Below are 23,055 nucleotides of genomic sequence, written 5' to 3'. Positions count from 1 at the left end.
GGTGCTATGTTCGACAGGGGCTTTTGCCCCTGTTGTCATTTCCGGGTACGGCCTTGCTGGATGAACTGCTGCAGCTGCTGGTAGAACACCGGGCTGGACAGCGCCATATTGTCTTCCTTGCGGCGGCGCGCAGCCACCGGGGCTGAGCTCTGGATGCCGATCAGCGTCATGCGACCATTGATGCGTGCCAGAATGGGCGAACCGCTGTTGCCTTCCAGCGTGTCGCAGCGGTGGGTCAGGCGGCCATCGGCCAGCAGGCCGGTCGCCTGGCAATTATTGTGAACCAGCAGGTGGGTGAGGTCATCCAGCGGATAACCGCCGTTGGTAACCGTGTTGTGGATGCCTTGCAGCTGCTGTTTCAGCGCCTGGCTGTCGCCGGCAAATACCGGAATCACCCCGCGGCTGCGGCCCAGCGGCTGGCTGAGCCGGACAAAGGCAAAATCGCGCCCGGCGATTTTCTTGGGAATATAAGTACCGTCCGGACGATGCTCCAGCCCGGCCAGAAAAGTCTTGTCTACCTGCACTTCGCGGATGGCGCTTTGCTCGCTGTATTCATTACCGGCCAGGCCAACCGTAAAGCTGATGGCCGGGTCGAAACGCCCATGCTTGTTGATGAAGCAATGCCCGGCGGTCACCACCACATCCTCTGCCACCAGCGTGGCAGTGCACACCAGATGGCTCTTGGTTTCCAGTTGCCCGACAGCCTGCCACATGCCGCTGTCCGGGTCGGTCTTGACGCGATCATCCTTGCCGAAAAACAACACCAGTTGTTCGGCCGTGGGTTTGGCCTGTGCAGCCAGGGGGAGCAAACAAAGACTCAGGGCAAGCAGGGTAGTGCGCAACATAGGGTGGGTTCCAATGCAATCGGGGCGCCGAAGCGCCCCGAAGGTAAGACTCACAGCCAACCTGGGTCAGCTGTCGTATCCGTGCGAATTACTTGGCAGCGGAAGCGGCTTTTTTAGCCTTTTTTGCCGGAGCGGAAGCTTCAGCAGCTTGGGCTTTCTGAGCGGAAGCGTCGGCTTTCTTGGCAGCGTGCTTTTTAGCGTGGTGCTTTTTGGCAGCGTGCTTCTTGGCCGGAGCGGAAGCGTCAGCAGCGGAAGCAGCAGCTTGGGCTTTTTGAGCGGAAGCGTCTACTTTCTTGGCAGCGTGCTTTTTGGCGTGCTTTTTGTGAGCTTTCTTGGCCGGAGCGGAAGCGTCAGCAGCGGAAGCAGCAGCTTGGGCTTTTTGAGCGGAAGCGTCTACTTTCTTGGCAGCGTGCTTTTTAGCGTGCTTTTTGTGAGCCTTCTTGGCCGGAGCGGAAGCGTCAGCAGCGGAAGCAGCAGCTTGGGCTTTCTGAGCGGAAGCGTCTACTTTCTTGGCAGCGTGCTTTTTAGCGTGCTTTTTGTGAGCTTTCTTGGCCGGAGCGGAAGCGTCAGCAGCGGAAGCAGCAGCTTGGGCTTTCTGAGCGGAAGCGTCTACTTTCTTGGCAGCGTGCTTTTTGGCGTGCTTTTTGTGAGCCTTCTTGGCCGGAGCGGAAGCGTCAGCAGCGGAAGCAGCAGCTTGGGCTTTCTGAGCGGAGGCGTCTTTCTTGGCTACTTTCTTGGCTTTCTTGGCCGGAGCGGAAGCTTCAGCAGCCTGAGCTTTCTGAGCGGAAGCGTCTTTCTTGGCTACTTTCTTGGCTTTCTTGGCCGGAGCGGAAGCTTCAGCAGCTTGAGCTTTCTGAGCGGAAGCGTCTTTCTTGGCTACTTTTTTGGCTTTCTTGGCCGGAGCGGAAGCTTCAGCAGCTTGAGCTTTCTGAGCAGAAGCGTCTTTCTTGGCTACTTTTTTGGCTTTCTTGGCCGGAGCGGAAGCTTCTGCGGCTTGAGCCTTCTGAGCGGAAGCGTCTTTCTTTACTTTCTTCTCAGCCTTCTTGGCCTTGTGGATAGCTACCGGAGCGGAGGTATCAGCAGCGAAGGAAGCAGTGGAGGTCAGGCCAAAGGCGGCGGTCAGAGCGAGCAGAGCCAGCTTTTTCATTTTTGTAAAACTCCTAAGTTCATCTTGAAAATCAAGTTTGAAGGCGGACAGATAGTCCTATTCAGGGGGGCATCCTAACGGTGCTGCACGGCAACGTCTACCCACGCCATGTTTCTCAATGTAACTAAATGTACATTCTCATGTTGGCCAACGAATAATGAAGCGTGCGCCACCCAAGGGCGAGGTTTCCACTTTCACCTCGCCATGGTGCAGCCGCGCAATGCCGGCAACAATGGCCAGCCCCAGCCCGTGGCCACCGGTCTTGCGGCCACGGCTTTCATCCAGCCGGATGAAGGGGTCGAACACCCGGTCCCGGTCTTCTGCCGGAATACCCGGGCCGTCATCGTCCACCATGATGATGCAGTTGCGGTCTTCCATGCGCAGCGTGGTCTGGATCGTGCTCTTTGCATAGCGCCGTGCATTGGACAGGAAGTTGTCCAGCGCGCGGGTGACCAGATACTGGTCAGCCAGAAAGTTCAGCGTTTCTTCCGCCGGTTCCAGCCAGTTCAGTTCCGGGGCCAGCGTGGCTTGCTCATGAATGCGCTCGCGTGCCCAGCTGACGGCATCAAACTGCGTCAGCTGCAACGGTGCTTCCGGCCGGTCCAGCTTGGCATGAAACAGCAGTTCTTCTACCAGCGAGTCAATGGCGGACAGGTCTTTTTCGATGGCTTTCTTGGCCGGGGAGTCCTCATCGCCTTCCAGCAGGGCCAGCCGGTAGCGCAAGCGTGCCAGCGGGGTGCGCAGTTCGTGCGCCACCGCATTGGTCAGTGCCTTCTTGCTGGCCAGCAGGGCGGCAATGCTGTCTGCCATATGGTTGAACGCCACACCGACCTGGCGTACACCGGAACGGCTGGGCAAATGCACCCGGGCGGAAAAATCACCGCCAGCCAGTTTGCCGGCAGTTTTTTCCAGGGTGACCAGGTCTTTCCAGTGCGGTTGCATCCACAAGAACACCGGAATGGCCAGTGACAAACCCAGCAAGGCCAGCAAGGCGTAATCCACCGACTTGAGCTGATGCAGGAAGAACAGGTAGCGCAAGGGGCCGGCTACCAGCAAGTAATTGCTGTCCTCTATCTTCTGCAGGAACAGGTACTTGTCCTCCAGCATGACGATTTCGCCATTGTTGAGGGCTTCTTCCGATTCTTCATCCAGCAAGTAGTTGCTCTGCTTTTCCACCGTCACCTTGAAGGTAAAGTCATGGTTGGAGCTTTGCAGGGTTTCGGTCCAGCGATCTTCCGGCACGCCGTGCAGGTCGGCTTCGATCAGCGACAGGGTGGTGCGCAGCAAGTCTGACAAATAGCGCTCACCCACATCGTCCACTGCCTGTTTGTAAACCGCACCCACCATGACCACCGCCACCATGAAGCAGGTGACCAGCAGCAGGTAAAACTGGATGAACAGACGACGCATGGATTATTCCCAGCCGGACAAGGAGAACAGGTAGCCGCGATTGCGCACGGTCTTGATGCGGAAAGGCTCGGTGGGGTTGTCGCCCAGCTTTTTGCGCAGGCGGGAAATGGCCACGTCAATGCTGCGATCCAGTCCGTCATAGCTGACACCGCGCATTTCCTTGAGCAGGATGTCGCGGTTGAGCGTTTCGCCGGCATGATTGGCCAGCAACCACAGCAAGTCGAAGTCGGAAGTAGACAGCGCTACCTTTTCCTTGCCCAGCACCACATCCCGGCTGACCGGGTCGATGGACAGCTGGCCGAATACCAGTTTGCGCTGGGTCTTGACCGGTGCGCTCTCGCTGGCGGCCTGGGCCGGGCGCATATTGCGCAGCTGCGAGCGCAGGCGGGCCACCAGCACCGACGGCGGCGTGGTTTTCAGGATGTAGTCATTGGCGCCCAGTTCCAGCCCCAGAATCTGGTTCATGTCGCTATCCAGCGAGGTGAGCATGATGATGGGGCCGTCAAAGTTGGGTCGTAGCTCGCGGCAGATGGACAAGCCATCCTTGCCCGGCAGCATGATGTCCAGCAGCACCATGTCCGGTGCTTCTCTTTCAATGGTGGCCAGCGCCGTATCACCACGCGGCTCTATCACGACGTCCATTTCGTGGCGGGCCAGAAAATCGCTGATCAATTCGGCCAGATCAGGGTCATCTTCAACAAATACGATACGGTAGGTCATGCCTGCTCATCCATCCGGTTGACACAATACGGGGGGAGTATGGCCTGAGGCCGACTCAGACTCAACCGTACAGCACGAGGACTTGATTGTGAGTTAGATCAGAACATTCGTAATAACCGGCTGGAATGTACGGTTTTTCTTGCTAATATTCATTTCAAACCATGTCATAAGCATGAAAATAATAATGATTCACATTGCCAATGGGAGAGTGTCAGGATGTTTTTCAAGCGCAATAAACCCACCATTCAAAGCGAGCCGGGCAAGCAGGGCTCTGCGCCCATCCAGATCATCCGCAGCCGCACCTCTTCGGTAGATAACGACCTGCGTGCCGCCAGCCGGGACGACATCGCCCTGGTGCTCGGCTTCATCAATCCGGCAGCCAATCTGGACCAGGTAGCGCGTAGCGCCGCCGCCGCCTTTCCCGGTGCCAAGGTGGTGCTGACCACCACTGCGGGCGAACTGTGTTCGCTCAAGGCAAACGACCCGCTGTATCTTCCGGCTAATCCGGGTTGGGACAGCATGGTGTTCCAGCTGTTTGACAAGCAAATCCTGTCTGCCGTGCATGTCGCCAGCGTGCCCCTGGGCTGTGAGGACCTGAAGGCGGGTCAGAGCAGGATGGGGCGTGACGAGCGGGTGCGCCGCATCATGGACAACATGTCCCGCGTGCAACCCGGCTTTTCCATGAGCTATCAGGACGGCTTCGTGCTGACCCTGGTGGACGGCCTGTCCAGCAGTGAAAGCTATCTGATGGAAGCCGTGTACGAATCGGAACGCTTCCCCTACCTGTTCATCGGTGGATCGGCCGGCGGTCCGCTCGATTTCTCCATGACCCGCCTGCATGACGGCCAGAGCGTGCGCGATGGTCATGCGGTACTGGTGTTCATCAAGCTGTCCCCGGCCTATCGCTATGGCGTGTTCAAGTCGCAGAACTTCCAGGAAACCGGTACTGCATTCACCATTGCCAAAGCCAGTGCCGAACTGCGCACCGTTGAGTCGGTATTCGACCGTGACGGCAAGGTGGCCAATGTGGTGGAAGTGCTGGCGCGTCACTTCTCCTGCAGCCCTGGCGAAGTGGGTGACAGACTGGCCAAGTACAGCTTTGGCATCAAGATCAAGAACGATATGTTCGTGCGCTCGGTATTGAGTGTGGATGCCCAGAACGGGGTATTGCACTTCGCCTGTGACCTGAGCTTTGGCGAAGAGCTGCACCTGCTCAAACAGGAAGGCCTGGTGGAAAGAACCCAGAGCGATTTCAGCCGCTTTACCCAGGGCAAGCCGGCCGCTGTCGGTGGCCTGCTCAACGACTGCATCCTGCGCCGGCTCAACAACAGCAACGCGCTGTCCGGCAGCAATGTCTACGGCGATATCCCGGTGGCAGGTTTTTCCTCGTTTGGCGAGTTGCTGGGGGTCAATATCAACCAGACCCAGACCGCGGTGTTTTTCTACCCGGCGCGCGAGGGTTTTCAGGATGACTTCATCCAGCGTTTCCCCGTTCATTACGCCAACTTCAAGAACTATTTTGCCAGCCGTGAAGTGTCTCGCGCCCGCTGCATCGACCGGATGAAGTCGCAGGTGATTCACGAATTGCAAGGCTACAAGAGCTTTGCCAGCCAGCTGATGGAAAGCCTGCCGATGTTCCGTCAGGCCTCGGCCGAGCTGGTGACCCACCTGATTGCCATCCAGAGCGAGATCTCGCGCTTCTCCGGCAGCGTGGAGCAGGGCAACAAGACCTCAGCCAATGTCAGCCTGCGCATTGTCGAGCTGGAGAAAGATGCACGCCAGATTGGCGATGTGATGCTGATGATCAAGAAGATTGCCGAGCAGACCAATCTGCTGGCCCTGAATGCGGCGATTGAAGCTGCACGTGCCGGGGAAGCCGGTCGTGGTTTTGCCGTGGTGGCGGACGAGGTGCGCAAGCTGGCCAACAACACTCAGTCCAATCTGGATGCAACCGGTGGCGCAGTGGAACATGTGATGAGCGGCGTGGCGCAAGTGGGCGTGGACATGCGGCTGATGAGCGAACATGTCAGCAGCTTTGCAGGCGAAATGCAGCAAGTGGTGAACTTGCTGGGCAAGCTGACCGCTTCATCCAGCAGCAGTCAGGAACAGCTGGACCAGATGGTGGGCAGTACCGGCGAACTTTACGAGCGCATGCGCAAGGTAGACCAGGATATGGAAGCCATTCTGGAGCTGGAACGCTGAGCTGACGCACGACAAACCAGATCCCCGATCACCAACCGCCGCCTTGCGTTTGCAAGCGGCGGTTTTTTATTGCCTGTAGCTGTGGCGTTACGCAAGGGGAACTTTTTTGCAACGAAATGTAACAGCCGGAATGCTGCGCTGCACCGCGAATGCACATGGCTTAAAGCGTTGCTGTTGCTGCAATAAATCTGACATTTGCACCTTGATGCAAATCAAATATGCACCATTTTTGCGCGCATTTATGCCAATGAAAAGTCGCTGTCAGCTTGCTAAGGAGAATAAAACTGATTTTTAATAGCGCGCCCGTCACTGTGACAAATTGTCGCAGTCTTGTCAGCCCATGCCGCAAATCAGGCAGATGGCAGATGGTGACGACGCACGTTTTCTTCAAGCAGGTCCACCCAGGACAGATGGCACCGGCGACCCGGTCCACTCCCGGCACGCGAGTGGTGTGCCGCGTGTGCGGCGACGGGTCATGACACGGCTGCAGTGTCGTGTGGAATGGTAGTCAAACGGTATTCAACGGTAACAAGGCCGCATGTGACGGCCTTGTTCCTGATGCGGGGCTCCCGCATCCGACATGAACGATGGCGTCTGCTGACATGACGCCGTCCCTCGCCGCGGCGAGCAAGGAATCTTTAACCTGTAAAGTCGTATGATGAGAAACTCTAGACCCACCCGCCTGTTGTGGGGGCTTTCTCCAGTCGTGACTGCACTGCTCACCGGTTGTCAGGGTGGCATTCTTGACCCGAAAGGGCAGGTCGCAGCGGATGAGAAATCCCTGATCATCACCGCCACTGTGCTGATGTTGCTGGTTGTCATTCCGGTCATCGTGATGACTTTCCTGTTTGCCTGGAAGTATCGTGCCAGCAACAAGGACGCCATCTACACGCCCAAGTGGTCCCACTCCAACAAGATCGAGGCCGTGGTCTGGATCATCCCCATCATCATCGTCAGCTGTCTGGCCGTGGTGACCTGGAACACCACGCACAAGCTGGACCCGTACCGCCCGCTGGATTCGGACAAGAAGCCGATCAACGTGCAGGTGGTTGCCATGAACTGGAAGTGGCTGTTCATCTACCCGGATCTGAACATTGCCACCGTCAACCAGCTGGCCTTCCCCAAGAACGTACCGGTTAACTTCCGCATCACTTCCGATGCCGCGATGAACTCCTTCTTCATCCCGCAGCTGGGTGGCCAGATTTACGCCATGGCCGGCATGGAAACCAAGCTGCATCTGATCGCCAATGAAGCCGGTACCTACAAGGGCATGTCGGCCAACTACAGCGGCGCCGGTTTCTCCGGCATGAAGTTCAATGCCATTGCTACCGAAACCCCCGAGCAGTTTGATGCCTGGGTACAGAAGGTACGTGCCGCTGGCAAGTCCTTGAATGCAGATGCCTATCTCGCGCTGGCCAAGCCGAGCGAGAACAATCCGGTGGCGTTCTACAACATGCCGGAACCGCGTCTGTTTGATGCCGTGCTGCACAAGTACATGGCAGGCCGCCAGTCGCTGGCTGCCACCGACGACGAACTGAAGCTGGCCGCGCTGACCAAGCGTCTGTGCGAAACCCCGGCCGTCAAGGAGTAATAATCGATGTTGTTAGGCAAACTGACTCTGGATGCCATCCCTCTGCATGAGCCCATCATCGTGGCCGCGCTGTCCGGCGCCGGCCTGATGGGCCTGGTGGTGATGGCGCTCATTACCAAGTTCGGTAAATGGGGCTATTTGTGGAAAGAGTGGCTGACTTCGGTCGACCACAAGAAGATTGGCGTGATGTACATCATCGTCGCCATGATCATGCTGCTGCGCGGCTTTGCCGATGCACTGATGATGCGTGCCCAGCTGGCCATGGCCACCGACGGGCATCTGGGGGTATTCCCGCCAGAACACTATGACCAGATCTTCACCGCGCACGGTGTGATCATGATCATCTTCATGGCCATGCCTTTCATGACCGGCCTGATGAACATCGTGGTGCCGCTGCAAATCGGTGCACGCGACGTGGCCTTCCCCTTCCTGAACTCGCTGAGCTTCTGGCTGCTGGTGTCGGCGGTGATCCTGGTCAACCTGTCGCTGGGTGTGGGTAACTTTGCCCGTACCGGCTGGGTGGCCTATCCGCCGCTGTCCGAGCTGGGGTTCAGTCCTGATGTGGGGGTGGATTACTACACCTGGGCGCTACAGATATCCGGTATAGGGACGACGCTGACGGCGATCAACTTCCTGGTCACCATCATCAAGATGCGCGCACCGGGCATGAAGCTGATGCAAATGCCGATCTTCACCTGGACCTGCACCTGGGCCAACGTGCTGATCGTGGCTTCCTTCCCCATCCTGACGGGCGCCCTGGCCATGCTGAGCCTGGACCGCTACCTGGACTTCCACTTCTTTACCGCGGAAGCCGGTGGCAACGCCATGATGTACCTGAACCTGTTCTGGGCCTGGGGCCATCCTGAAGTTTACATTCTGGTGCTGCCGGCTTTCGGTATCTTCTCCGAAGTCATCTCCACCTTCTCCGGCAAGCGCCTGTTTGGCCATACCTCCATGATCATCGCCAGTGGCGTGATTTCGGTGCTGGGCTTCATGGTGTGGCTGCACCACTTCTTCACCATGGGTTCCGGTGCGGATGTGAACGCCTTCTTCGGTATCGCCACCATGGTGATTTCGGTGCCGACCGGCGTGAAGCTGTTCAACTGGCTGTTCACCATGTATCAGGGTCGTATCCGCTTTACCCCGCCGGTACTGTGGACCATGGGCTTCATGGTGACCTTCTCCATCGGCGGCATGACCGGCGTGCTGATGGCCGTTCCGGGTGCCGACTTTGTGCTGCACAACAGCCTGTTCCTGATTGCCCACTTCCACAACACCATCATCGGTGGCGCGGTATTCGGCTATCTGGCTGGTTTCTCCTACTGGTTCCCCAAGGCCTTCGGCTTCAAGCTGAATGAAAAGCTGGGCAAGGCAGCCTTCTGGTTCTGGCAGAGCGGTTTCATGTTTGCCTTTATCCCGCTGTACATCCTGGGCTTCCTGGGCATGACCCGTCGTCTGAACCATACCGACAATCCGGCTTGGGACCCGTGGCTGTACATCGCCTGCGTGGGCGCCGTGCTGATTGCCTGCGGTATCGGCTGCCAGCTGCTGCAGATCGTGGTGAGCATCCGCGACCGCAAGAAACTGGCCGACGTGACCGGCGACCCGTGGAATGGCCATACCCTGGAATGGTCCACTTCCTCCCCGCCGCCGTTCTACAACTTTGCCGTTGTGCCGCATGTGCATGATATCGACGCCTTCACCGACATGAAGGAAAAGGGCGAGGCTTACAAGGTGCCGCAGAAGTACGCACCGATCCACATGCCGAGCAACACCGCCACCGGCGTGTACATCGGCGGCTTCACCACCCTGCTGGGTTTTGCCTTGATCTGGCATATCTGGTGGCTGGCGATTGTCGGCCTGGTGGGCATCATCGGTGCCATGCTGGCCCGCGCCTACGACAACAATCTGGACTACTACGTACAGCCGGATGAAGTGGAAGCAATCGAGCGTGCCCACTTTGAAAAAATGGGCATTGATGTGGACAACTACAGCGAACGCGATGCTGACAAGCCGCGTCGTGGCAGCCGTCCCACCACTACTGCTTAACAGGTTGAGCCAAGATGAGTACTTATGTAGAACACGCGCACGACGCGCATGATGACCACGAGCACCACGACAGCGGTTCGCAAACCGTGCTGGGCTTCTGGTTCTATCTGATGACCGACTGCATTCTGTTCGCCACGGCTTTTGCGGCTTATGCAGTGCTGTATCGCAATATCGCCACCGGTGTTTCGGGCAAGGAAATCTTCGAGCTGCCTTATGTGATGGGTGAAACCGCAGCCCTGCTGCTGTCCTCCATCACCTACGGTTTTGCCATGATTGCAGGTTACAAGGGCAACAAGTCGGCCGTGCTGGGCTGGCTGGCTGTTACCTTTGTCTGCGGTGCCGTGTTCATCGGCATGGAAGTGAACGAGTTTCACCACCTGATCGCCGAAGGCCATGGCCCGAATGTCAGCGCCTTCCTGTCGTCCTTCTTCGGCCTGGTCGGCCTGCACGGCCTGCACGTGACCGCCGGCCTGCTGTGGATGGCGGTGATGATGTTCGAAGTGGCCAAGACCGGCCTGACCGGCCGCGCCATGACCCGCCTGAGCTGCCTCAGCCTGTTCTGGCACTTCCTGGACATCGTGTGGATCTGCGTGTTTACCGTCGTGTACCTGAAAGGAGCCATGTAATGAGTCAGGCTCATGAACACGCCGCCGACCACGGCAGCGTAAAAAGCTACCTCACCGGTTTCGTGCTGGCTGTCATCCTCACCGCCATTCCGTTCTGGATGGTGATGAGTGGCAGCTTCACCAAGCAGGCCACCGTTATCGGCATCTTCGGCTTCGCCGTGGTGCAGATCATCGTGCACCTCAAGTACTTCCTGCATCTGAACTTCACCAAGGAAGGCAAGCTCAACAGCTTCTCCTTCCTGTTCACCGCGATGATCATCGTGATGCTGGTTGGCCTGTCGGTGTGGATCATCTCCACCGCCGATGCACTGATGTTGCGCTGAGCCGGGACGTGATGAAACTCAAGCGCTATTTGCAGGTGACAAAGCCGGGCATCATCTTCGGCAACCTCATCTCCACCGTGGGTGGTTTCTTGCTGGCATCGCAGGGGCGTCTGGACTGGACCCTGCTGCTGGCCACGGTGGCCGGGTTGTCGCTGGTGGTGGCTTCCGGCTGCGCCATCAACAACTGCATCGACCGCGATATCGACGCACGCATGGCCCGCACCCAGAAACGGGTGCTGGTGACCGGCGACATGAGCCCCAAGGCAGCGCTGGCACATGGTTTTGTGCTGGGTGTTGCCGGCTTTGCCACGCTGGCCATCTGGACCAACATGCTGGCGCTGGCCTGTGCTGCGTTTGGCTTCGTGATCTATGTTGGCGTGTACAGCCTGTACATGAAGCGCAAGTCGGTATACGGCACCCTGGTGGGCAGTCTGTCCGGCGCAGTACCGCCGGTGGCGGGCTACTGTGCCGCCAGCGGCCGCTTTGACAGCGGTGCTGCCATCCTGCTGCTGATGTTCTGCCTGTGGCAGATGCCGCACTCCTATGCCATCGCCATCTTCCGCTTCAAGGACTACGAAGCGGCCAAGATTCCGGTGCTGCCGGTGGTGAAGGGCATTTCCGAGGCCAAGCAGCAGATTGTGCTGTACATCCTGGCCTTTGCCGTTGCTACCTTGCTGTTGGTGTTCTACGGCTACGCCGGTTATGGCTACCTGGCCGTGGCCTGTGCCACCAGCCTGTGGTGGCTGAAGATGGCGCTGTCCGGTTACAAGGAAAGCACTGACGACCGCGTCTGGGCGCGTCAGGTGTTCTTCTTCTCCATCATCACCGTCACCGCACTGTCGGTGATGATGGCGGTGGATGGCCAGGTACCGGCCCATATCGGCTGGATGCTCTGAGTCCTGCTCACGTCAGATCAAACCTCCGCCAGCAGCCTGCCTGCCGCGGAGGTTTTTCTTTGTCCGCCTGCTTTGACCATGACGAGGCTTGACCCTGCACCAGAGCGCGCCGGATAATGTGCGCCCTGTTAAGTCTCTGTTTTTGCAGCATGTCAGCAGCCGCTGCCCTCTGATGCACCCTGGCCTGCAAGGCCGGGCCCACTAGCCCTGACCACGATGAACGCCACCAAGCCCGTTTTGCCCTCACGCCGTCTGTCTGTCGCCCCGATGCTGGACTGGACCGACCGCCACTACCGCTACTTTGCCCGGCAAATCAGCCGCCACACCTGGCTGTATACCGAAATGGTCACCACTGGTGCGCTGCTGTATGGCGATGTGGAGCGGCACCTGCGCTTTGACGAAGCCGAACACCCGGTGGCCCTGCAACTGGGTGGCTCCGAGCCGTCCGAGCTGGCGCAGTGTGCGCGGTTGGCGCAGCAGTGGGGTTATGACGAGGTGAACCTCAACGTCGGCTGCCCGTCCGAGCGGGTCCAGAAGGGGGCGTTTGGTGCCTGCCTGATGGCCGAGCCGCAACTGGTGGCCGACTGCGTCAAGGCCATGCGCGATGTGGTGGACATCGATGTCACCGTCAAGCACCGCATCGGTATCGACCAGATCGAGCATTACGACTACCTGGCCGGTTTTGTCGACCAGGTGGCTGCCGCCGGTTGCAACACCTTTATCGTGCATGCGCGCAATGCCATCCTCAAGGGCCTCAGCCCCAAGGAAAACCGCGAAATCCCGCCGCTCAAATACGACTATGTCTACCGCCTGAAGCAGGAAAGACCGGAACTGGAAATCCTGATCAATGGCGGGGTAAAAACCAATGCCGAAATCGCCGAACACCTGCGCCATGTCGATGGCGTGATGGTGGGGCGCGAGGCTTATCACAACCCCTGGCTGATGGCCGAGTGGGATGCTGCTTTCTATGGTGATGACAGCAGCGCGGTGACCCGCCAGCAGGTGGTGGATGCCATGCTGCCCTATATCCGGGCCCGTCTGGCCGAGGGCCACAAGCTGCGTAATATTGCCCGCCATATGCTGGGCTTGTTCCAGGGTATGCCGGGTGCACGCCAGTGGCGACGCATGCTGTCCGATGCCAAGCTGTTGGATGGTGCCGACGAAGGCCTGCTGTTGCAGGCATTGGCGGCCATGCCGTCCCGCGTGTCCGACACTGAATAATCCGTGCTGACAGCAGGGTGGACGCGGCATGGTTGGCCGCTTACCCTGCTGTTCTGCGCTGTACGCAACAGGATGAATCCACATGTTCGACAAACTGGTTCTCGCCAGCAATAACGCTGGCAAGCTGCGTGAATTTTCCGCCCTGCTGGCACCGCTGGGTGTCACCGTCATCCCGCAAGGGCAACTCAATGTGCCGGAATGCCCGGAGCCGCATTACACCTTTCTGGAAAATGCGCTGGAAAAAGCCCGTCATGCCAGTCATGTCACCGGTCTGCCGGCGCTGGCTGACGATTCAGGCATCTGCGTGGAAGCGCTGGGCGGCAAGCCCGGTGTGTTGTCGGCGCGCTATGCCGGCGAGCCCAAGTCGGACGAGCGCAATAACGCCAAGCTGATCGAAAAGCTGCAAGGCAAGGACAATCGCCGCGCCTGGTATTACTGCGTGCTGGTACTGGTACGCCATGCCGACGACCCACAACCGCTGGTGGCCGATGGCATGTGGCTGGGCGAAGTGCAGGATACCGCAGCAGGCGAGGGTGGCTTCGGTTACGACCCTTACTTCTACCTGTCGGAATTCGGCTGCACCGTGGCCCAGCTGGCGGCCGAGGACAAGAACCGTGTCAGCCATCGCGGCAAGGCCATGCAGGCCATGCTGGGCAAACTGCGTGAGCTGGCATGAGCGTGATTGACCTGTCCGGGCTGAAGGGCGGCCTGCGTGAACTGCCGCCGCTATCGCTCTACATCCATTTCCCTTGGTGCGTGCGCAAATGCCCGTACTGCGATTTCAACTCGCACGAGCTGAAAAGCGGTAATGGCCAGACCGTACAGTGGAACCCGCAAGCTGGCGTCGCCAGCGGTGGTTTCGATGAAATGGCCTATGTGGAAACCCTGCTGCGCGATCTGGAATACAGCCTGCCCGCCATCTGGGGCCGCAGCGTCAGCACCATCTTCATGGGAGGTGGTACGCCCAGCCTGTTTTCCGCCCAGGCCATGGACACGCTGCTGGCGGGCATTCGCGCCCGGCTGCGGCTGTCGCCGGAGGCGGAAATCACCATGGAAGCCAACCCCGGCACCTTTGAAGCGGAAAAATTCCGTGGCTACCGTGAGGCCGGTATCAATCGCCTGTCCATCGGCATCCAGAGCTTTAATCCGCAGCATCTGCAAGTGCTGGGGCGGATTCATGATGGTGACGAGGCGCGCCGTGCCATCGACATCGCACTGTCCTGCTTTGACAACGTCAATCTGGACCTGATGTACGCATTGCCCGGCCAGACGCTGGAACAGGCGCTGCAGGATATCGACACCGCCTTGTCGCATGGCATCACTCATCTGTCGGCTTATCACCTCACCATCGAGCCCAACACGCTGTACGCTGTGCGCACACCGCAAAACCTGCCGGATGACGAAGTGTCAGCCGACATGCAGGATGCCATCGAAGCGCGACTGGCCGCTGCCGGTTTCGAACATTACGAAACCTCGGCCTTTGCCCGGCCCGGCAAGCGCAGCCGTCATAACGTCAATTACTGGCAGTTTGGCGACTATCTGGGCATTGGTGCCGGCGCGCATGGCAAGATCAGCAGCCACGAGGGCATCGTGCGGGAAATGCGCCACAAGCAGCCTGCGGCCTATATCCAGGCAGTGGCCGACGGCCAGCCGGTGCAAAGCAGCCGCAAGGTGGCGCGCGACGAACTGCCGTTCGAGTTCATGATGAATCTGTTGCGGCTGACCGGCGGCTTTGAAACGCGCCTGTTCACCGAGCGTACCGGTTTGCCTGTATCCTGTATTCGGAATGAATTGCAGCAGGCCATCCAGCAAGGATTGCTGGAGCAGGATGCCACCACCATTCGCCCCACTTTGCAGGGGCAGCGTTTTCTCAATGACCTGTTAACCCTGTTTCTCAGGGATGGAGACCAGTAAATGACCAAAGAAATCATCCATACCGAACACGCTCCGGCCGCCATCGGTGCTTACTCCCAGGCCGTAAAGGCTGGCAACACCGTTTACCTGTCCGGCCAGATTCCGCTGGACCCGGCCACCATGACCGTGGTGGAAGGTGGTTTTGCGGCCGAAACCCATCAGGTATTCAAGAACCTGAAAGCCGTGTGCGAAGCCGCGGGCGGCAGCCTGGACCAGATCGTCAAGCTCAATGCCTACCTGACCGACCTGTCCAATTTCGCTACTTTCAACGAAATCATGGGCCAGTACTTCAGCCAGCCTTACCCGGCGCGTGCCGCCGTTGGCGTGGCCAGCCTGCCCAAGGGTGTGCAGGTTGAAGCAGAAGCCGTGCTGTTCCTGGGCTGATTGTTTGCCCGTGCAGTGATTGCAGCAGGCGACTACGGTCGCCTGTTTGCATTTCAGGCAACTGCCAGTTGGTCCGGCAGCCACGGCAAAGGAAATCCCGTTTCATCTCCAGTCCGCTTTGCTTCCTGGAGATGACTCATGTGGTGTCATGGCTATCTGGCGTTGCTGTTGTGTGCATTGCCCGTATCGGCCCAGGTATTCAAGTGCCTGGGCCCGCAAAGGCAGATCCTGTATCAGGATCACCCCTGTCCTGCTGGGCATCAGGCGCAGCTGATGCAGCCGGGCAGCTTCAGCCTGGTCAGCCGGGAGTATTACCAGATTCATGGCCGTCAGGTCTTGGTAGCGGAAGAGCGTGGCAAGCCAAAACGCACGCTGACTCCCGCGCCATCCCGGCAGCGAGCCGCCAAGTCATGTGCCAGCCTGCAGACCCGTGAACAGCGTGCGCGGCAAAACCTGACGCACAGCCGTTCTGCCAAGCAAACAAAGCGTTTCCAGCGCCAGCTTGCCAAGCTGCAACAAGCCTTGCAGGATGCCCGTTGTTCAAGCTGATGGGAGAGGTGCATGTCGGGTTTACCGTTTGAAATCGTCAATGTCTTTGCCGAAACCACGTTTGGCGGTAATCCGCTGGCAGTATTTACCGCTGCACAAGCGCTGTCGGATGCAACCATGCAGGCACTGGCCCGGCAGATGAATTTGTCCGAGACGGTTTTTGTCTTTCCCTCCAGCGAGGCTGATGCGCGCTTGCGCATTTTTACGCCAGCCCACGAACTGCCGTTTGCCGGACACCCAACCATAGGTGCGGCAGCCGTGCTGTATCACCAGCGGCAATTGGGCGAGAGCTTTGCGCTGGAAACCAATGCAGGGGTGATTCCGATCCGGCATCAGGACGGGCAGTTCATCTTGCAGGCCAATCCTGCAAGGGAGCGCGTCGCTGAGCTGACCAGCGAAGCTGCCGCCGCCATGTTGCGCCTGCCTGTCTCCGCCATTGCCGCAGCCCCCAGCTGGCTGGATACCGGCAGCGAGCAATTGCTGATCCGCGCAGCCAGTGCAGAGGCCGTTCTGGCCGCCCGGCCAGACCCGGCACTGTTTGTCCGGGACGCCTGCCTCTATCCCGGTCGCAGCGTGGCCTATCTGTGGCACGTGTCCAACAACCTTGCCACGGTGCGCCTGTTTTATGAACAGGACGGCGTGGTGCTGGAAGACCCGGGTACCGGCTCGGCCTGCGCCAATCTGGGTGGCTGGTGCAGCCTGCATCAGACCTATCCTGTGCAATGGCGGGTGGAGCAGGGGGCAGTGCTGCAACGCCCCAATGTATTGCACTTGACGGTGGATGAGCAGCGTCGTATTTATGTCGGCGGTTGCGTCATTCCTTTGGCGCGTGGCGAATTTGTCTTGTGAGCCGGAGCCATGCTTGACGGTTGACCAAGCCCTTGGCATCCTAGAGTCCAAGCTTCAAACTAGCGTTTCAATAAGACAAACAACACGAGGAAAGACATCATGAGCACATTGTGGAAAGCCGCTGTCGCGGCGGCCGGATTCATGGCGCTGTCACACGCCGCATGGGCTGACAGCCCGATTGGCAGCTGGAAAACCATCGACGACGACACCAAGCAGGCCAAGGCCGTGGTGCAGATCGCCGAAGGGGCCAATGGCGAATTGTCCGGCAAGATCGTCAAGTTGTTCCAGAATCCGGATGTGGTGTGCGAAGCGTGTGATGGCGAGCGCAAGGGCAAGCCGGTCAACGGCATGACCATTCTGTGGGGCCTGAAGAAGGACGGCGATACCTGGGCCAACGGCAAGATTCTGGACCCGCACAATGGCAAGGTATACAGCGCCAAGATGAAATTGGTGGACGGCGGCAAGAAGCTTGAAGTACGCGGTTTCCTGGGCGTTTCGCTGCTGGGCCGTACCCAGGTGTGGGAACGACAGTAAGCATTCTGTAGCAAGGACAGGGCAGGGCGGCGTACCAGGGCGGTGCGCCGCCCTGTTTTTTGGTTACAATCGCTGTCGATGACCCATGCCAACGACCTCGCCAACCAGCCACTGAATGTGGCCCCCGCTCTGGCCAAGAAGCTGGACAAGCTCGGCCTGCGCCGTCGCCTCGATCTGGTCTTGCACCTGCCATTGCGTTACGAAGACGAAACCCATCTCTATCCGATTGGCGCTGCTCCGTATGGGCAGCCTGTACTGGTGGAAGGACGGGTCATCAGTCATGAAGTGCAGTTCCGCCCGCGCAAGCAGTTGATGGTGCGTCTGGAGGATGCCAGCGGCGTGCTGGTATTGCGCTTCATCCATTTCTATCCCAGCCAGCTCAAGCAATTTGCCGATGGTGTGTTGATTCGCGCCATGGGCGAGATCCGTCGTGGCTTTCATGGCGACGAGATGGTGCATCCCAAAACCCGCGAAGTGGTCGAAGGCAGCCCGCTGGCGGAAAGCCTGACACCGGTCTATCCCACGGTAAATGGCGTCACCCAGCCCATGTTGCGCAAGCTCATCCGCCAGGAACTCAAGGCCCTGCCGCTGCCGGAAACCTTACCAGAGCCGGTGATGTCCCGGCTGGGCCTGCAAAGCTTTGCCGATGCCGTGCAGCTCTTGCATTCACCGCCGCCTGAATACAGTGCCAGCCAGCTGTCCGAGCCAGGCCTGCCGGCATGGCAGCGGCTGAAATTCGACGAACTGATGGCACAACAGCTTTCCATGCGGCTGGCCTATCGCGCACGACGGCAAGGGCAGGCAGCCGCCATCCGGGGCAATGGCCAGCTGCGACAAGCCCTGTTTGCCACGCTGCCCTTTGCGCTGACACGTGCACAGCAAAAAGTACTGGCTGAAATCGATGCCGACCTGGGGCAGTCGCACCCCATGCATCGTTTGCTGCAGGGAGATGTGGGCAGCGGCAAGACGGTGGTGGCTGCTCTGGCGGCGCTGACCGCCATTGAGGCCGGTTTTCAGGTGGCGCTGATGGCACCCACCGAAATCCTGGCAGAGCAGCATTACCGCAAGCTGTCCGGCTGGCTGGAGCCGCTGGGACTGACCGTATGCTGGTTATCCGGCAGTCTGCGCAAAAAGCAGAAGGAGCAGTCGCTGCTACAGATGGCCAATGGCGAAGCCCAACTGGCAGTTGGCACCCATGCCTTGTTTCAGGATGGCGTCAGCTTTTCCCGGCTGGGGCTGGTCATTGTGGACGAGCAACACCGCTTTGGTGTCGGCCAGCGGCTGGCACTCAAGCAAAAGGGGCAGGAGCCCCATCAGCTGATGATGTCGGCCACGCCGATACCGCGTACTCTGGCCATGAGCTTCTATGCCGATCTGGACGTGTCCGTCATTGATGAATTGCCACCGGGCCGCACCCCCATCGTCACCAAGCTGATCAACAGCAGCCGGCGCGAAGAAGTCATCGACTATGTCCACAAGACCTGTAGCGAAGGCCAGCAGGTGTACTGGGTATGTCCCTTGATTGAAGAGTCGGAAACCTTGCAATTGCAAACAGCGGTGGATACCCATCGGGTACTGGCCGCCCAGCTGGCACAGTGGAAAGTTGGCCTGGTGCATGGCCGCATGAAGCCAGACGAAAAAGCAGCGGTGATGGCTGCTTTTACCAGCCGGGAACTGCATGTACTGGTGGCTACCACCGTCATCGAAGTTGGCGTGGATGTCCCCAATGCCAGCCTGATGGTGATTGAACACGCCGAACGCATGGGTTTGTCGCAATTGCACCAGCTGCGTGGCCGGGTAGGGCGGGGCAGTGCACGCAGTGTCTGCATGCTGCTGTTTGAGAATCCACTGTCAGAACTGGCCAAGGCGCGCCTGAAAGTGATTTACGAGAATGTGGATGGCTTCGAGATTGCCCGGCAGGATTTGCTGATACGCGGGCCGGGTGAGTTTCTCGGCGCACGGCAAAGCGGCGTGCCGATGTTGCGCTTTGCCAATCTGGAAGAAGATATCGAGCTGCTGGAAGCTGCCCGTGAGCTGGCACCAGAAGTACTGCAACGCTGGCCGGAAGCGGCAGAGGCACATCTGGAACGCTGGCTGTCCGGACGTGAGCAATACCTCAAGGCCTGAAGTCCCCCGGTTTGCTGTTTTTCCTGCCATCAAACAAAAAAAGCGCCCCATTCCGACTGAAATGAGGCGTCAAGGGATTGCTGCAAACAACAAAGGAGAAACCATGATGAAGCGAGTTAATATTAGCAAATAATTAAATAACGAATCAATGGTGTTTTGTTTGCTGTTTGATCATGATCAAACTCTACCAGCCATGATGCCCATCATAGAAAAAGCCGCCCTCGGGCGGCTTTTCAGGCAATGTCGCAGCAACAGGGCTTACTTGAGCCAGTTGCTGGCCAGATAGTACAGGCTGCCCGACAGCAGCATGGCAACCGGCATGGTAAACAACCAGGCCAGCAGGATGGAACGCACGGTCGACCATTGCAGGCCGGCTTTGTCCGCCACCATGGTGCCCGCCACGCCGCTGGACAAAACATGGGTGGTGGAAACCGGCAGGCCAAACTGACTGGCCAGACCAATCGAGACCGCCGCAGTCAGCTGGGCCGACATGCCCTGAGCGTAGGTCATGTCCTTCTTGCCAATGCCTTCGCCGACAGTCTTCACCACGCGACGCCAGCCAATCATGGTGCCGCCGCCCAGCGCCAGCGCCACGGCAATGATCACCCAGGTGGGCGCGTATTCGGTGGTAACGGTCAGGTCCTTGCGCAGATTGCTCAGCAGCTGCTTGTCATCCGCACTCAGGTTAGGTAGCGAGCTGGCCTTCTTGGCTGCATCATCCAGACACAGCAGGTCGGTACGAACATCCCAGCGCTTGCTATCCGGCAGGTTGCGATAGGTGCTGCCATCGCCCAATGCAGTAATCAGGTTGTCGGCAGTGCGCAAGGTGTCACGCGGGCGACAGTCATGCACATTGCTACCGGCGGCTGATGGCTTGAACATGGCGTCCAGCGCGGTCTGGTGGCGATTGTAGAACTGCTGCAAATGCAGGGCCGCGTCACGGGTGCGTTCGATCTGGTAAGGCGTACTGTCCAGATTCAGCACGTATTTGGCCGGGACAATGCCAATGAGAACCAGCATGATCAGGCCGACACCCTTCTGTCCGTCATTGGAACCGTGTGAGAAGCTGACACCCATGGAGCTGACAATCAGCATGAAGCGCATCCAGAACGGCGGATGCTTGCGGCCTTCCACCTGCTGACGCTGGAAGGGCGTCTTGTGCATATTGCTTTGCGGACGGGAGCGGCGCAGGGCAATCACCAGCAGACCGGACAGCAGTGCACCGACCAGCGGCGAGCACAACAGCGACAAACCCACATCGATGGCCTTGCCCCAGTTCACGCCCTGCGACAGCGGGGTGCCGTTGATCAGGCAATTGGCCAGGCCAACGCCGAGGATGGCGCCGATCAGGGTGTGCGAGCTGGAAGCTGGCAAACCGAAATACCAGGTACCCAGATTCCAGGCAATGGCAGCAGTCAGCAAGGCAAACACCATGGCCATGCCACGGGCGGTATTGACCGATACCAGTAAATCAACCGGCAGCAAGTGAACAATGGCATAGGCAACCGCAAGGCCCCCGGTCAGTACGCCCAGAAAGTTGAATACGCCAGAGGCAAATACCGCTAGGCGTGGCTTCATCGATTGAGTGTAAATGACGGTGGCAACAGCGTTGGCCGTATCGTGGAAACCGTTGATGAACTCGAAGGCCAGGACAAAGCCCAGCGACAAGATCAGGGTGATGGCCACATGGGTGTCCAGCCCTGCAAAGAGGTCCAGCATGATCATGAAAATCGTGTTAAGGAAAGCCGGGATTGTTGTGTCCAGACCTTCGTGCGTCAAGTAAATGAACCAAAAAAAAACCGGCTTGTCGTTTTCCCGCCGCGCAACTGACAGCTTGCTTGACAGGTGTCTGTTTTCGCCGGTTTTTTCAGGCTGTTGGCGGTGTAATCATCTGGGATAAAAGCATGCAAATCAGCTGCAATGCAAAAGCCCCCGCCCTGGATAAACCAGTTGCGGGGGCCGAGATGGCGGATCAGCCGAACTTGCCGGTGATGTAATCCTCGGTGGCCTTTTGTTTGGGCGCGGTGAAGATGTTGTCGGTTTCGCCAAACTCCACCAGTTCACCCAGATACATGTAGGCGGTGAAATCGGAAACCCGCGCCGCCTGCTGCATGTTGTGGGTCACGATGGCGATGGTGTAGTCCTCTTTCAGTTCATGAATGAGTTCTTCGATGTGGGCGGTGGAAATCGGGTCCAGTGCCGAGGTCGGTTCATCCAGCAGCAATACCTCCGGGCGGGATGCCACAGCACGTGCAATGCACAGACGTTGCTGCTGGCCACCGGACAGCGAATTGCCGGATTGCTTCAGCTTGTCCTTCACCTCATCCCACAGCGCGGCCTTGCGCAAGGCCCATTCCACGCGGTCGTCCATCTCGGTCTTGGCCAGTTTTTCGTACAACTTCACCCCGAAGGTAATGTTGTCGTAGATGGACATCGGGAACGGGGTGGGCTTCTGGAACACCATGCCCACCTTGGCGCGCAAGAGGTTGATATCCACATCGCGGCCCAGGATGTTATGCCCGTCCAGCAGGATTTCGCCTTCCGAGCGCAGGCCCGGATACAGCTCGTACATGCGGTTGAAGGTGCGCAGCAGGGTGGATTTGCCACAGCCGGAAGGGCCGATGAAGGCCGTGACCATGCGCGGTGCAATCTCCAGATTGATGTTCTTCAATGCGTGGAAATTACCGTAAAAGAAGTTCAGATTCTTGACCTGAAGCTTGACGTTGTTATCAGCCATTGTCGTCATGCCTTAATGCGATTGGGTTTTCTGGCTGCCCATCCAGCGGGCAAGGATATTAAGCGTCAGCACGCTCAGGGTAATCAGCAAAGCACCAGTCCAGGCCAGAGTGTGCCAGTCTTCGTACGGGCTCATGGCGAACTGGAAAATCACGATGGGCAGGTTGGCCATCGGCTGGTTCATGTTGTTGTTGAAGAACTGGTTGTTCAGGGCAGTAAACAGCAGCGGTGCGGTTTCACCGGAAATCCGTGCCACCGCCAGCAAGATGCCGGTCAGCACCCCGGCCTTGGCCGAACGCAGTGTCACATACAGGGTGATTTTCCATTGCGGCGTGCCCAGTGCTGCGGCAGCTTCGCGCAGGGTGTTGGGAACCAGGCGCAGCATGTTTTCGGTGGTACGCACTACTACCGGAATCACCAGCAGGGCCAGAGCGAAGGCACCAGCCCAGCCGGAAAAGTGACCGACGCTGACCACATAAACTTCATACACGAACAGGCCGATCACGATGGACGGTGCCGACAGCAGGATGTCGTTGATGAAGCGGGTGGTGGGTGCCAGCCAGCCACGCTGACCGAATTCCGCCAGATAGATGCCGGCCAGAATGCCGATCGGTGTGCCGATCACGGTGCCGAACAAGGTCATCATCAGGCTGCCGTAAATGGCATTGGCGAGGCCCCCCTGGCTGCCTGGCGGCGGCGTGCTCTGCGTGAATGCCTGCAGGCTCAGGCCGGACAGGCCGTGCTGCAGCAGTGTGAACAGAATCCACAGCAACCAGAACAGGCCAAAGGCCATGGTAAGGGTGGAGGCCCCCATGTTGAAGGCATTCACCAGGCGACGGCGACGATAGATCGAAGTATTCATGGTGCTGCTGCTTTCGCTGCGACCCTGCAGTTTCACGGATTCGCTGATGGTACTGTTGGTCATGGTGTTG

The 23,055-nt window shown here is 58.6% G+C and carries 21 protein-coding genes and 1 pseudogene; 15 read left to right on the top strand and 7 right to left on the bottom strand.

Annotation, left to right across the window (positions count from 1 at the left end; translation table 11 throughout):
- Nucleotides 1–35 precede the first annotated feature (35 nt).
- The 4 genes from DKK66_RS04675 to rstA all read right to left on the bottom strand — a co-directional run bounded on the left by DKK66_RS04675 (nucleotide 36) and on the right by rstA (nucleotide 4,122).
- The gene (locus DKK66_RS04675) at nucleotides 36–845 is read right to left on the bottom strand and encodes a serine protease (RefSeq protein WP_131355903.1); all 810 of its coding nucleotides are present in this window, start codon (nucleotides 843–845) and stop codon (nucleotides 36–38) included.
- Between the two features lie 88 nt (nucleotides 846–933).
- A complete protein-coding gene (locus DKK66_RS04670) occupies nucleotides 934–1,992 on the bottom strand; it encodes a hypothetical protein (RefSeq protein ID WP_131355900.1) in 1,059 nt (352 codons plus the stop codon).
- Between the two features lie 138 nt (nucleotides 1,993–2,130).
- Complete coding sequence (gene rstB, locus DKK66_RS04665; RefSeq protein WP_131355898.1) at nucleotides 2,131–3,402, bottom strand: two-component system sensor histidine kinase RstB; 1,272 nt, start codon at nucleotides 3,400–3,402, stop codon at nucleotides 2,131–2,133.
- Nucleotides 3,403–3,405: 3 nt separating this feature from the next.
- A complete protein-coding gene (gene rstA, locus DKK66_RS04660; protein WP_045847672.1) occupies nucleotides 3,406–4,122 on the bottom strand; it encodes a two-component system response regulator RstA in 717 nt (238 codons plus the stop codon).
- 216 nt (nucleotides 4,123–4,338) lie between these two features.
- On the opposite strand from rstA, the pseudogene DKK66_RS20725 reads away from it, so the two are divergent.
- The 15 genes and pseudogenes from DKK66_RS20725 to recG all read left to right on the top strand — a co-directional run.
- A pseudogene (locus tag DKK66_RS20725) lies at nucleotides 4,339–5,511 on the top strand (FIST signal transduction protein); the annotation flags it as partial.
- Between the two features lie 171 nt (nucleotides 5,512–5,682).
- On the top strand, nucleotides 5,683–6,324 hold the full coding sequence (locus tag DKK66_RS20720) for a methyl-accepting chemotaxis protein (protein ID WP_370302986.1): 642 nt from the start codon (nucleotides 5,683–5,685) through the stop codon (nucleotides 6,322–6,324).
- Between the two features lie 706 nt (nucleotides 6,325–7,030).
- Nucleotides 7,031–7,915: a ubiquinol oxidase subunit II gene (gene cyoA, locus DKK66_RS04650; protein WP_242673569.1), complete on the top strand. Its 885-nt coding sequence runs from the start codon at nucleotides 7,031–7,033 to the stop codon at nucleotides 7,913–7,915.
- Between the two features lie 6 nt (nucleotides 7,916–7,921).
- On the top strand, nucleotides 7,922–9,964 hold the full coding sequence (gene cyoB / locus DKK66_RS04645) for a cytochrome o ubiquinol oxidase subunit I (protein ID WP_131355892.1): 2,043 nt from the start codon (nucleotides 7,922–7,924) through the stop codon (nucleotides 9,962–9,964).
- Between the two features lie 14 nt (nucleotides 9,965–9,978).
- Complete coding sequence (cyoC, locus tag DKK66_RS04640) at nucleotides 9,979–10,590, top strand: cytochrome o ubiquinol oxidase subunit III (protein WP_131355889.1); 612 nt, start codon at nucleotides 9,979–9,981, stop codon at nucleotides 10,588–10,590.
- On the top strand, nucleotides 10,590–10,913 hold the full coding sequence (gene cyoD / locus DKK66_RS04635) for a cytochrome o ubiquinol oxidase subunit IV (protein ID WP_045847667.1): 324 nt from the start codon (nucleotides 10,590–10,592) through the stop codon (nucleotides 10,911–10,913). The genes cyoC and cyoD overlap by 1 nt, the downstream gene beginning before the upstream one ends.
- A gap of 11 nt (nucleotides 10,914–10,924) precedes the next feature.
- Nucleotides 10,925–11,809: a heme o synthase gene (cyoE, locus tag DKK66_RS04630; protein WP_131360846.1), complete on the top strand. Its 885-nt coding sequence runs from the start codon at nucleotides 10,925–10,927 to the stop codon at nucleotides 11,807–11,809.
- Nucleotides 11,810–12,025: 216 nt separating this feature from the next.
- Entirely contained in the window at nucleotides 12,026–13,030 is a 1,005-nt protein-coding gene (dusA, locus tag DKK66_RS04625; RefSeq protein ID WP_131355886.1) for a tRNA dihydrouridine(20/20a) synthase DusA, read from the top strand.
- An 82-nt stretch (nucleotides 13,031–13,112) separates the two neighbouring features.
- The gene (gene rdgB, locus DKK66_RS04620) at nucleotides 13,113–13,706 is read left to right on the top strand and encodes an RdgB/HAM1 family non-canonical purine NTP pyrophosphatase (protein ID WP_131355883.1); all 594 of its coding nucleotides are present in this window, start codon (nucleotides 13,113–13,115) and stop codon (nucleotides 13,704–13,706) included.
- Complete coding sequence (hemW, locus tag DKK66_RS04615) at nucleotides 13,703–14,944, top strand: radical SAM family heme chaperone HemW (protein ID WP_207389850.1); 1,242 nt, start codon at nucleotides 13,703–13,705, stop codon at nucleotides 14,942–14,944. Before rdgB ends, hemW begins: the two co-directional genes overlap by 4 nt.
- Entirely contained in the window at nucleotides 14,945–15,328 is a 384-nt protein-coding gene (locus DKK66_RS20300) for a RidA family protein (protein ID WP_045847662.1), read from the top strand.
- 138 nt (nucleotides 15,329–15,466) lie between these two features.
- Nucleotides 15,467–15,877, top strand: a complete 411-nt coding sequence (locus DKK66_RS04610) for a DUF4124 domain-containing protein (RefSeq protein ID WP_131355880.1) — start codon at nucleotides 15,467–15,469, stop codon at nucleotides 15,875–15,877.
- A gap of 12 nt (nucleotides 15,878–15,889) precedes the next feature.
- Nucleotides 15,890–16,726: a PhzF family phenazine biosynthesis protein gene (locus DKK66_RS04605; protein ID WP_131355878.1), complete on the top strand. Its 837-nt coding sequence runs from the start codon at nucleotides 15,890–15,892 to the stop codon at nucleotides 16,724–16,726.
- Between the two features lie 99 nt (nucleotides 16,727–16,825).
- Nucleotides 16,826–17,260 carry a DUF2147 domain-containing protein gene (locus tag DKK66_RS04600; protein WP_131355875.1) on the top strand — a complete coding sequence of 145 codons (435 nt, stop codon included), beginning with the start codon at nucleotides 16,826–16,828 and terminating at the stop codon, nucleotides 17,258–17,260.
- 78 nt (nucleotides 17,261–17,338) lie between these two features.
- Nucleotides 17,339–19,387 (top strand): ATP-dependent DNA helicase RecG, encoded by a 2,049-nt coding sequence (recG, locus tag DKK66_RS04595; RefSeq protein WP_131355872.1) that lies wholly within the window; start codon nucleotides 17,339–17,341, stop codon nucleotides 19,385–19,387.
- A 258-nt stretch (nucleotides 19,388–19,645) separates the two neighbouring features.
- On the opposite strand, the gene DKK66_RS04590 is transcribed toward recG, so the two are convergent.
- The 3 genes from DKK66_RS04590 to pstA form a co-directional block, all read right to left on the bottom strand.
- On the bottom strand, nucleotides 19,646–21,106 hold the full coding sequence (locus DKK66_RS04590) for an inorganic phosphate transporter (protein ID WP_131355869.1): 1,461 nt from the start codon (nucleotides 21,104–21,106) through the stop codon (nucleotides 19,646–19,648).
- A 253-nt stretch (nucleotides 21,107–21,359) separates the two neighbouring features.
- Entirely contained in the window at nucleotides 21,360–22,124 is a 765-nt protein-coding gene (gene pstB, locus DKK66_RS04585; RefSeq protein WP_045847657.1) for a phosphate ABC transporter ATP-binding protein PstB, read from the bottom strand.
- Nucleotides 22,125–22,136: 12 nt separating this feature from the next.
- Complete coding sequence (gene pstA, locus DKK66_RS04580; protein ID WP_062786418.1) at nucleotides 22,137–23,048, bottom strand: phosphate ABC transporter permease PstA; 912 nt, start codon at nucleotides 23,046–23,048, stop codon at nucleotides 22,137–22,139.
- Between the last annotated feature and the right edge of the window lie 7 nt (nucleotides 23,049–23,055).

The organism is Aquitalea sp. USM4 (assembly GCF_004328945.1).
In the GTDB taxonomy this organism is placed as follows: domain Bacteria; phylum Pseudomonadota; class Gammaproteobacteria; order Burkholderiales; family Chromobacteriaceae; genus Aquitalea; species Aquitalea pelogenes.
Note: the sequence above shows the minus strand (reverse complement) of the source record. Positions and strands in the feature narration are given on the sequence as shown.

What these genes read in the sequence shown, in the direction of transcription:
- DKK66_RS04600 (WP_131355875.1), top strand. Translation starts at nt 16,826, where the DNA reads ATGAGCACATTGTGGAAAGCCGCTGTCGCGGCGGCCGGATTCATGGCG.
- DKK66_RS04590 (WP_131355869.1), bottom strand. Translation starts at nt 21,106, where the DNA reads ATGCTGGACCTCTTTGCAGGGCTGGACACCCATGTGGCCATCACCCTG.
- rstB (WP_131355898.1), bottom strand. Translation starts at nt 3,402, where the DNA reads ATGCGTCGTCTGTTCATCCAGTTTTACCTGCTGCTGGTCACCTGCTTC.
- hemW (WP_207389850.1), top strand. Translation starts at nt 13,703, where the DNA reads ATGAGCGTGATTGACCTGTCCGGGCTGAAGGGCGGCCTGCGTGAACTG.
- cyoD (WP_045847667.1), top strand. Translation starts at nt 10,590, where the DNA reads ATGAGTCAGGCTCATGAACACGCCGCCGACCACGGCAGCGTAAAAAGC.
- dusA (WP_131355886.1), top strand. Translation starts at nt 12,026, where the DNA reads ATGAACGCCACCAAGCCCGTTTTGCCCTCACGCCGTCTGTCTGTCGCC.
- cyoE (WP_131360846.1), top strand. Translation starts at nt 10,925, where the DNA reads ATGAAACTCAAGCGCTATTTGCAGGTGACAAAGCCGGGCATCATCTTC.
- pstB (WP_045847657.1), bottom strand. Translation starts at nt 22,124, where the DNA reads ATGGCTGATAACAACGTCAAGCTTCAGGTCAAGAATCTGAACTTCTTT.
- DKK66_RS20300 (WP_045847662.1), top strand. Translation starts at nt 14,945, where the DNA reads ATGACCAAAGAAATCATCCATACCGAACACGCTCCGGCCGCCATCGGT.
- cyoC (WP_131355889.1), top strand. Translation starts at nt 9,979, where the DNA reads ATGAGTACTTATGTAGAACACGCGCACGACGCGCATGATGACCACGAG.
- DKK66_RS04605 (WP_131355878.1), top strand. Translation starts at nt 15,890, where the DNA reads ATGTCGGGTTTACCGTTTGAAATCGTCAATGTCTTTGCCGAAACCACG.
- DKK66_RS04670 (WP_131355900.1), bottom strand. Translation starts at nt 1,992, where the DNA reads ATGAAAAAGCTGGCTCTGCTCGCTCTGACCGCCGCCTTTGGCCTGACC.
- DKK66_RS20720 (WP_370302986.1), top strand. Translation starts at nt 5,683, where the DNA reads ATGAAGTCGCAGGTGATTCACGAATTGCAAGGCTACAAGAGCTTTGCC.
- DKK66_RS04610 (WP_131355880.1), top strand. Translation starts at nt 15,467, where the DNA reads ATGTGGTGTCATGGCTATCTGGCGTTGCTGTTGTGTGCATTGCCCGTA.
- DKK66_RS04675 (WP_131355903.1), bottom strand. Translation starts at nt 845, where the DNA reads ATGTTGCGCACTACCCTGCTTGCCCTGAGTCTTTGTTTGCTCCCCCTG.
- rdgB (WP_131355883.1), top strand. Translation starts at nt 13,113, where the DNA reads ATGTTCGACAAACTGGTTCTCGCCAGCAATAACGCTGGCAAGCTGCGT.
- cyoB (WP_131355892.1), top strand. Translation starts at nt 7,922, where the DNA reads ATGTTGTTAGGCAAACTGACTCTGGATGCCATCCCTCTGCATGAGCCC.
- pstA (WP_062786418.1), bottom strand. Translation starts at nt 23,048, where the DNA reads ATGACCAACAGTACCATCAGCGAATCCGTGAAACTGCAGGGTCGCAGC.
- rstA (WP_045847672.1), bottom strand. Translation starts at nt 4,122, where the DNA reads ATGACCTACCGTATCGTATTTGTTGAAGATGACCCTGATCTGGCCGAA.
- recG (WP_131355872.1), top strand. Translation starts at nt 17,339, where the DNA reads ATGACCCATGCCAACGACCTCGCCAACCAGCCACTGAATGTGGCCCCC.